This is a genomic window from Halobacillus sp. BBL2006, assembly GCF_000786645.1.
Lineage (GTDB): Bacteria > Bacillota > Bacilli > Bacillales > Halobacillaceae > Halobacillus.
The window spans coordinates 1-8,359 of sequence record NZ_JRNX01000109.1 but is presented as its reverse complement, the minus strand read 5'-3'; the positions used below and the strand labels follow the sequence as shown (position 1 = coordinate 8,359).

Genomic DNA, 8,359 nt, shown 5'->3' with positions numbered 1-8,359 from the left:
CGAATATGGCTTGGGTGATCTGATGGATGAACTGAGAAGCATCGATATTCCTCGTGTTAGATTTACAACCTCTCATCCACGTGATTTTGATGACCGCTTGATTGAAGTTTTGGCTAAAGGTGGCAACATGCTCGACCATATCCATTTACCAGTTCAATCTGGAAATTCAGATGTATTAAAAATCATGGGACGTAAATATACGAGAGAAGAGTACATGGAGCTTGTCCGTAAAATTCGTACAGCAATGCCAGAAGCTACTCTCACGACCGATATTATTGTTGGCTTCCCAAATGAAACGGAAGAACAGTTCCAAGACACTCTTTCGCTAGTTGAAGAAGTTGGATTTGAAGCGGCCTATACCTTCATTTACAGCCCTAGGGAGAACACACCAGCAGCTAAGATGAAGGACAATGTGTCCATGGAAGAGAAAAAAGATCGTCTGCAGCGATTGAACAAACTTGTAAATGCTCAATCTGCAAATGCGATGAAGCAGTATGAAGGCGAAATTGTTGACGTTCTTGTTGAAGGTGAAAGTAAAAATAACCCCGATGTTCTTGCTGGTTACACCAAACGTAATAAGCTCGTTAATTTCAGAGCTCCAAGAACTGCTATTGGAAGTATCATTCCGATTAAAATAACAAAAGCGAAGACCTGGTCCTTAGATGGAGAAATGGTTGAAGCTAGCTTAGAGGTGAAATAAATGGCACAATACACACGTAAGCAAGTCGTTGAAGAAGCTCATAAACTAGCGAAAATGATGGCTGATATCGAGGAAATCGATCGCTTCAAACAGCTAGAAGCAAAATTGAATGAAAATCAAAAAGTACAATCTCATATTAAGAAGATTAAGGCGCTACAAAAACAAGCCGTCAATTTCCAGGCTTATGGTAAAACAGAAGCCTTACAAAAAGTAGAAGGTGAAATTGATCGTCTGCAGAATGAATTGGATGAAATTCCAGTTGTTGCCGAGTTCAAGGAATCCCAAGTCCTTATTAACGATATTCTACAAATGGTTTCAAGCACTATTTCCCGAGAAGTGACGAATGAAATTATTCGTTCAACTGGAGGAGATTTGCTTAAAGGAGAAACAGGATCTAAAGCTCAAAATAGTGGCTGTCATTAAGTTTTAAGATCGCAAAATAAATATTTTTCCGTTGTCAAAGACACGTCCGCCAGAGGGTTTGCCCTTTTGGCGGATTTTTTTCGTACAATTTTTTGGGCTTTTGCATAGAATGAATTAAACACGTCCTTAGGCTTTATCCTGTTAGTCACCATTCGCCCAACCCCTGCATAGGATGGGTGGTAGAATAAGGAGGAGAGAAACCCTATGTCTTTTTTTGAGCGTGATTACAGAGAGATCATTACAAAAGCTGTAATCGGAAAAGGTAAAAAGTTCACGGAATCGACACACACGATCAGTCCCTCACACCGTCCAACGAGTATCCTAGGCTGTTGGGTAATCAATCACATCTACAATGCCAAGAAAAAAGGAGACTATGTAGAGGTATCTGGAAGTTATGACATTAACGTATGGTATTCCTACAATGACAACACCAAAACGGAAGTTGTGACTGAACGTGTGAGCTACTGTGATCATGTCAGGTTAGCCATTAAAGATGACAACTGCGTTCATGATGATTTTGAGGTAATTGCTAAAGTTGTTCAGCAGCCAAATTGCTTGGAAGCTAACATTTCAGGCAATGGCCAAAAAATTACAGTAGAAGTAGAAAGAGAATTTACGGTTGATGTTATTGGCGAAACGAAATTGTGTGTGAAAGTCGACCCGCATGGCTGCGACAACGATGATGATTATGAGTATGAGCTATCTTCTGATGATTTTTCTGCGATTGATCCTGATTTTCTTCCGTCATCATCTAGTAGCGATCATGATAAAGACGATTAAATTTCTAATCCTTGCTGATTCAGCGAGGATTTCTTTTTGACCCCATGACGTGTTGGGGTCTTTCAATTTTCCATTTTATATTATTCAAGGCCCCTAAGGATGTGTGCTATAATTGGTACAGTGTGAATAAAGAACGTTTTGGAGGATTTTACCATATGGCACAATATACACCCATGATGCAGCAATATTTAAAAATCAAAGCTCAGCAAAAAGATGCCTTTCTCTTTTTCAGGCTAGGTGATTTTTATGAAATGTTTTTTGAGGATGCTCTTGCCGCATCTAAAGAGTTGGAGATTACGCTTACCAGCAGAGATGGGGGAGCGGATGAACGAATTCCGATGTGCGGTGTCCCTTATCACTCAGCTGAAAATTACATAAAGCAGCTAGTAGAGAAAGGTTACAAAGTAGCTATTTGCGAGCAGGTGGAAGATCCGAAGGAAGCAAAAGGTGTAGTTAAGCGCGAAGTAGTACAATTGATTACTCCCGGAACGGTCATGGAAGGAAGCATGTTAGATGAAAAAGAAAACAATTATATTGCTTCCTTAAGTGAATTCGACGATGGAACGTACACCGTAAGCTATAATGATTTATCTACAGGGGAGAACAGTGTCGCCCTGGTTACTGGTGGATTTGATGCCGCTATAAGTGAACTTTACAGCCGACCTGTGAAAGAAGTGGTAGTTTCAAGTGACTTTGAAGCAGAGCAGCAGGACATGTTGAAAGAACGGCTTGGTTATACAGTTTCTTATCAAGATGATACAACGATTGAAGGGGATTTTGTCTCTTTAGTCAAAGACGTCCATCAGGAAAAGCTTAAGATCGGTTTTGGTCGATTACTTCAATATATTCAGCAGACCCAAAAGCGTACCCTCGATCATTTGCAACCAGTTAAGGTCGTGGAATTAAAGCAATTTATGACACTGGATATGTACTCGAAGCGAAATCTTGAACTGCTTGAAACGTTAAGAAAAGGCGGAAAGTCAGGCAGTCTATTATCAATCATTGACCAGACGATCACATCCATGGGAGCGCGAATGCTAAAGAAGTGGATGGAACGTCCTTTGCTTTCAAAGCATGCGATTGATACGCGTCACAGTCAGGTGGAAGGATTTCTTGATCAATTCCTTGAACGTGAAACATTAAGAGAACAATTAACTTCAGTTTATGATCTAGAGCGATTAGCGGGAAGAGTCGCTTATGGAAATGTTAACGCGAGAGACTTGATTCAATTACGAAATTCATTACGAAAAATCCCAGAAATATTAGAAACGCTGCGTGACTTCCACCATCCATCGATCAAGGAGCTTTTCCAAACAATTGATCCTTTAAAAGAATTGAAAGAATTGTTGGAAACAAGCATTGCCGATGACCCTCCGATGACGATTAAAGAAGGTGGGTTGATACAGGACGGCTTTCATGATCAATTGGATGAATATAGAGACGCATCTAAAAACGGAAAAAAATGGATTGCGGAACTGGAACAGAAAGAACGGAAATCGACTGGCATTAAATCCCTAAAAGTCGGCTACAATCGGGTCTTTGGCTACTATATTGAAGTGACAAAAGCCAATTTACGCTTGCTGCCAGAGGGAATGTATGAACGTAAACAAACGCTCACGAACGCAGAGCGTTTCATCACACCGGAATTAAAGGAAAAAGAGTCGATCATTTTAGAAGCCCAAGATAAAAGTGTCGACTTAGAATACGAGTTGTTTCTGCAAGTACGTGACCAGGTGAAGTCCTATGTCCAAGATCTCCAGTACTTAGCTGGTCAGATCAGCAGAATTGACGTACTTCAAGGATTCGCGCAAGCTTCTGAAACAAACAGCTATGTCCGTCCAACTTACAACGAGGAAACAAGAACGGTCGATATTAAACAGGGGCGACACCCAGTTGTTGAAAAGGTACTAAAAGGAGATACATTTGTTCCAAACGATATCTATATGAATGATGAGACAGACGTTCTTCTGATAACCGGTCCAAACATGTCTGGTAAAAGTACGTACATGAGACAGCTTGCCCTTACTGCGATTTTGGGGCAAATGGGATGTTTTGTTCCATGTGAATCAGCTTCCATGCCGATCTTTGATCAAATTTTTACAAGAATTGGCGCTGCGGATGACCTTGTTTCAGGTCAAAGTACGTTTATGGTGGAAATGTTGGAAGCTAATCATGCATTGAGTCATGCTACAGAAAAAAGCATGATCTTACTCGATGAAATCGGACGAGGCACAAGCACTTACGATGGAATGGCTTTAGCACAGGCCATTGTTGAGCATATTCATGAACATATAAGAGCGAAAACTTTATTTTCTACTCACTACCATGAGCTTACATCCCTTGAAAATGATTTAGAACGGTTAAAAAATGTTCATGTCAGGGCAGAAGAATACGAAGGAAATGTCGTCTTCCTGCACCAAATTAAAGAAGGACCTGCCGATGAAAGTTACGGAATTCACGTGGCAAAGCTCGCTGATCTTCCACAGCCGTTAATTCATCGGGCAACCGACCTGCTGGAACAGCTTGAGCGTTCCTCATCGACGGGAGAAGTGGCCGCTTCAGCAGAAGACGAAGAACAATTAAGTTTGTTTATTGAGGATATAAAATCGAAGAAGGAACCGAAAAAGAAGAAGACTGATGCGGAGATCGAACAACATATTCAAAATTTAAATCTAATGGAAATGACACCAATGGATGCGATGAATGAGCTTTATCAGTTGCAGAAGAGAGTCAAGTCGTAAAGGAGGAGCAGAGATGGCGCAAATTCAACTCATGCCAGACCATTTATCCAACAAAATAGCTGCGGGAGAAGTTGTCGAGCGCCCAGCCTCTGTCGTTAAAGAGTTAGTGGAAAACAGTATCGATGCAGGTGCAAGCTGGATTAATGTAGAGTTGTCAGAAGCTGGACTCGAAAGGATTCGTATTACCGATGATGGAGCTGGCATGGACGAGGAAGATTGCGAGCGGGCGTTTTACAGACATGCCACAAGTAAAATCATTGATGAGAGTGACCTTTTCCACGTTAAAACTTTAGGTTTTCGAGGAGAAGCGTTAGCGAGTATTGCCGCAGTAAGCCGCTTGTCCATCCGAACCTCGACTGGAGATGAAGCTGGGACAAAGCTCGATCTCGAAGGTGGGAAATTAATCAATCAGAATAAAAGTGATGCAAGGCGGGGCACGGATATTACCGTTGAGGAGTTATTCTTCAATACGCCTGCACGCTTGAAATACATGAAGACGATTCATACTGAGCTTGGTCATATTACGGATGTCATGAACCGAATGGCGCTTGCTCATCCTGAAGTGAAATTCACCTGTAACCATAATGAAAAACAAATTTTCCAAACGAACGGTCGTGGGGATTTATTACAGGTGGTTGCCAATATTTATGGTGTGAATGTAGCGAGGAAAATGATTCCAATTGAAGCAGAGACGCTTGATTTCAAAGTTAAAGGATATATTGCAAAGCCTGAAATATACCGGGCGTCCCGCAACTACATGTCCACAATCGTTAATGGGCGATTTATCAGGCATATTCCTTTGAATAAAGCCATTATGCAGGGATATCACACGTTACTGCCGATTGGAAAGAGTCCAATTGTTGTGCTAAATATTGAGATGGATCCTATTCTCGTTGATGTTAACGTACATCCTTCTAAACTTGAGGTCCGTTTCAGTAAAGAGAAAGAATTGTTTGATGTGCTCGAAGGAACCATTCGACAAGCGTTCCGAAAAGAAACGCTCATTCCTGATGTTCAACAAACACCACCTAAGCCTAAAAAAGAAAAAAGTACTCAGGAAACGTTCAATTTCAATCACGGTCATAAGGAAGAAGCTCACCAAAAGCGAGAAGAATCTGTTCAACATCTGATTCAAGAAGCGGAGCCATCAAAACCGGAGGATGCTGCTTTTTCCAATCATCAGGATGAAGTGCTTAAAGAAATGACTGCTGATTTCGGAGAAGAAAATATTGGGAAGCCAGAAATTAAGAAAGAAGAAGACTCCCGGCATCAACAGTCTAGTAGAGTGCCTGCGATGTATCCGATCGGTCAGCTTCACGGTACTTATATTTTAGCGCAAAATGAAGAGGGGATGTATATCGTCGATCAACATGCGGCTCAGGAAAGAATAAAATATGAATTTTTCCGAGACAAGTTGGCAGAAGTTGATCACGCGGTTCAGGAACTCCTTGTGCCTTTGACGTTTGACTTCTCCAGGCAAGAAGCGCTTCGAATTGAAGAACACAAATCTGAACTGGAGAAGGTAGGTTTGTTTTTCGAACCGTTTGGAGACAATAGTTTTATTGTTCGCAGCCATCCGCAGTGGTTTCCGAATGGATTTGAAGAGGAAGTCATTCATGAAATGATTGAACAACTCATGAATGAAGAGGGGATTAACATTTTAAAATTAAGAGAAGAAGCAGCCATCCTTATGTCATGTAAGCGGTCGATTAAGGCGAATCATTATTTGAATCAGTCGGATATGTTTCAACTGCTCGAGGATTTACGAAAATCAACAGATCCGTTTACGTGTCCTCACGGTCGGCCGATTATAGTCTTCTTCTCAGAATATGAAATGGAAAAAATGTTTAAGAGAGTCATGTCATAAACAAAAAAGCTCAACACCTTTTGGAGGTGTTGAGCTTATTTTTGTTCTCTTAAGATTTCGTCCATTTTTTGATCCCTTTCCATTGCTTTTCTAATTTACTCAGTGCTTGAGAATTTTGGAGGTGAATCTCGGAATCACAATGGGGACAAGTGACATGGTCGCTATCTTCAAAAATAGCACCTGCGCCAACTTCAATGGTTTTTCCGCAATTCGGGCAGTTGAATTCAACTTTCTGGCCTTTCAATCTTTCCTTAGCATCCATAGACCACATCTCCTCCCTATATAGTTCTATTCGATAAAATGGATGGGATATCCTGTTAATTCCCAAACATCGGTCATAAACAAACATACCATTCCAAATTGACATAATGGAATTATTGTCAATTTGGAATGGTATGTACTCGTTGCACCTGCTCTTACCCGAACTTAGTAGTGGGGTAGGGGAAGGGTTAAGATATATTTTTTTGCTGCAGTAAGAATCGAAAATAATTATCGATTTGTTTAATTTCGTCTGGCTGAATTCCGAACCAGGCTTTTTTGTCAAAAAACACTGGCTTATCGTAACCTTTAGTTTCGAGGAGTTGTTTAATCTCACGCATTTCATCTTCCAGCTCATCGCTGAGACCTAAAAGATAATCCGCAGTGGTATGAAGAGCATGAGCGATCTTCGTCAAGTCGATCAAATCTGGAGAAGTATAATTTCGTTCCCAATTCGAGACGACCTGGGCAGACACACCGACTTTTTCAGCCAACATCGTTTGTGTAAAACCTCTATCTTTCCTAAGCGAACGAATTCTTTCATGTACCACTGTGATACGCCTCCTTTTTTATACTATAACACAAACTAACGAATCTCGATAGTGAAACTAACGAATATTTTGAATTTTAATAACGGAATCCGTTAGTAGTGGTAACGACTTTCGTTAGTTAAGGTGCTGAGGTATGATTATAGAGGGATTCATGTATAATAATAGTCAGTGCGAAGGAGGGTTAGATTATGAATAAACCAAGAGTGATTTCTGTGGTGGGTCCGACAGCAGTCGGAAAATCGAAGCTCGGCATTCAAATTGCCAAAACCTTTAACGGTGAAGTCATTAGTGGAGACTCGATGCAAGTGTACCGATCCATGGACATCGGAACTGCAAAAGTAACAGAAGAAGAGATGGGAGGTGTTCCGCATCACATGCTTGATATCAAAGATCCGTCTGATGATTTTTCTGTTGCAGAATTCCAAAGAACCGTACAGGGGTTGATTTATAAGATCAATGATCAAGGGAAGCTACCTGTGATTGTTGGTGGGACAGGACTTTACATACAAGCAACACTCTATGATTTCAATTTCTCTGATGTAAAAAAAGATGATGCAGTGATTAAGGAGCTGGAAACGGAAGCTAGCGAAAAAGGCATGCAAGAGATGTATGATCGCTTGAAAGCAGTCGATCCTGAGCAAGCCGAAAAAATTCACCCAAATAATGAGCGGCGTGTGTTGAGAGCTTTGGAGGTTTATGAAACGACCGGCAAGGTTATGAGTGAATATCAGGAAGAGCAGTCTGAAGAATCTCCCTTCCATCCGGTCCTAATTGGTCTTGAAATGGATCGGAAGCGGCTTTATGATCGTATTAACAGAAGGGTAGATCAGATGGTGGAGGAAGGACTTGTTAAGGAAGTAAAAGCTCTCTATGACGAGGGGCTCGAGGGTCAACAGTCAATGAAAGCGATCGGATATAAGGAATTGATTCCATATTTTAAGGGAGAGTACGATTTAGACGAAGCTATAGAACTACTGAAGCGGAATTCACGTAGATACGCAAAAAGACAATATACTTATTTTAGAAACAAGATGGACGT

At 41.0% G+C, this 8,359-nt stretch carries 8 protein-coding genes; 6 read left to right on the top strand and 2 right to left on the bottom strand.

Going from position 1 to position 8,359, the window contains the following annotated elements:
- The 5 genes from LD39_RS04155 to mutL form a co-directional block, all read left to right on the top strand.
- Positions 1-700, top strand: a 700-nt coding sequence (locus tag LD39_RS04155) for a MiaB/RimO family radical SAM methylthiotransferase (RefSeq protein WP_035543186.1), incomplete at its 5' end; no start/stop codon positions are given.
- Complete coding sequence (locus LD39_RS04150; RefSeq protein WP_035543185.1) at positions 701-1,123, top strand: RicAFT regulatory complex protein RicA family protein; 423 nt, start codon at positions 701-703, stop codon at positions 1,121-1,123.
- Between the two features lie 204 nt (positions 1,124-1,327).
- Positions 1,328-1,903 (top strand): outer spore coat protein CotE, encoded by a 576-nt coding sequence (locus LD39_RS04145; RefSeq protein WP_035543182.1) that lies wholly within the window; start codon positions 1,328-1,330, stop codon positions 1,901-1,903.
- Positions 1,904-2,058: 155 nt separating this feature from the next.
- Complete coding sequence (gene mutS / locus LD39_RS04140; RefSeq protein WP_035543179.1) at positions 2,059-4,644, top strand: DNA mismatch repair protein MutS; 2,586 nt, start codon at positions 2,059-2,061, stop codon at positions 4,642-4,644.
- Between the two features lie 13 nt (positions 4,645-4,657).
- A complete protein-coding gene (gene mutL / locus LD39_RS04135) occupies positions 4,658-6,511 on the top strand; it encodes a DNA mismatch repair endonuclease MutL (RefSeq protein WP_035543177.1) in 1,854 nt (617 codons plus the stop codon).
- 49 nt (positions 6,512-6,560) lie between these two features.
- Here mutL and LD39_RS04130 read toward each other — a convergent pair whose 3' ends face one another.
- Positions 6,561-6,773 carry a zinc ribbon domain-containing protein gene (locus tag LD39_RS04130; protein ID WP_035543176.1) on the bottom strand — a complete coding sequence of 71 codons (213 nt, stop codon included), beginning with the start codon at positions 6,771-6,773 and terminating at the stop codon, positions 6,561-6,563.
- Positions 6,774-6,960: 187 nt separating this feature from the next.
- Positions 6,961-7,320 (bottom strand): helix-turn-helix domain-containing protein, encoded by a 360-nt coding sequence (locus tag LD39_RS04125; RefSeq protein WP_035543175.1) that lies wholly within the window; start codon positions 7,318-7,320, stop codon positions 6,961-6,963.
- 188 nt (positions 7,321-7,508) lie between these two features.
- Between LD39_RS04125 and miaA the strand changes: the two genes are divergently transcribed.
- Positions 7,509-8,359, top strand: an 851-nt coding sequence (gene miaA / locus LD39_RS04120) for a tRNA (adenosine(37)-N6)-dimethylallyltransferase MiaA (protein ID WP_035543173.1), incomplete at its 3' end; no start/stop codon positions are given.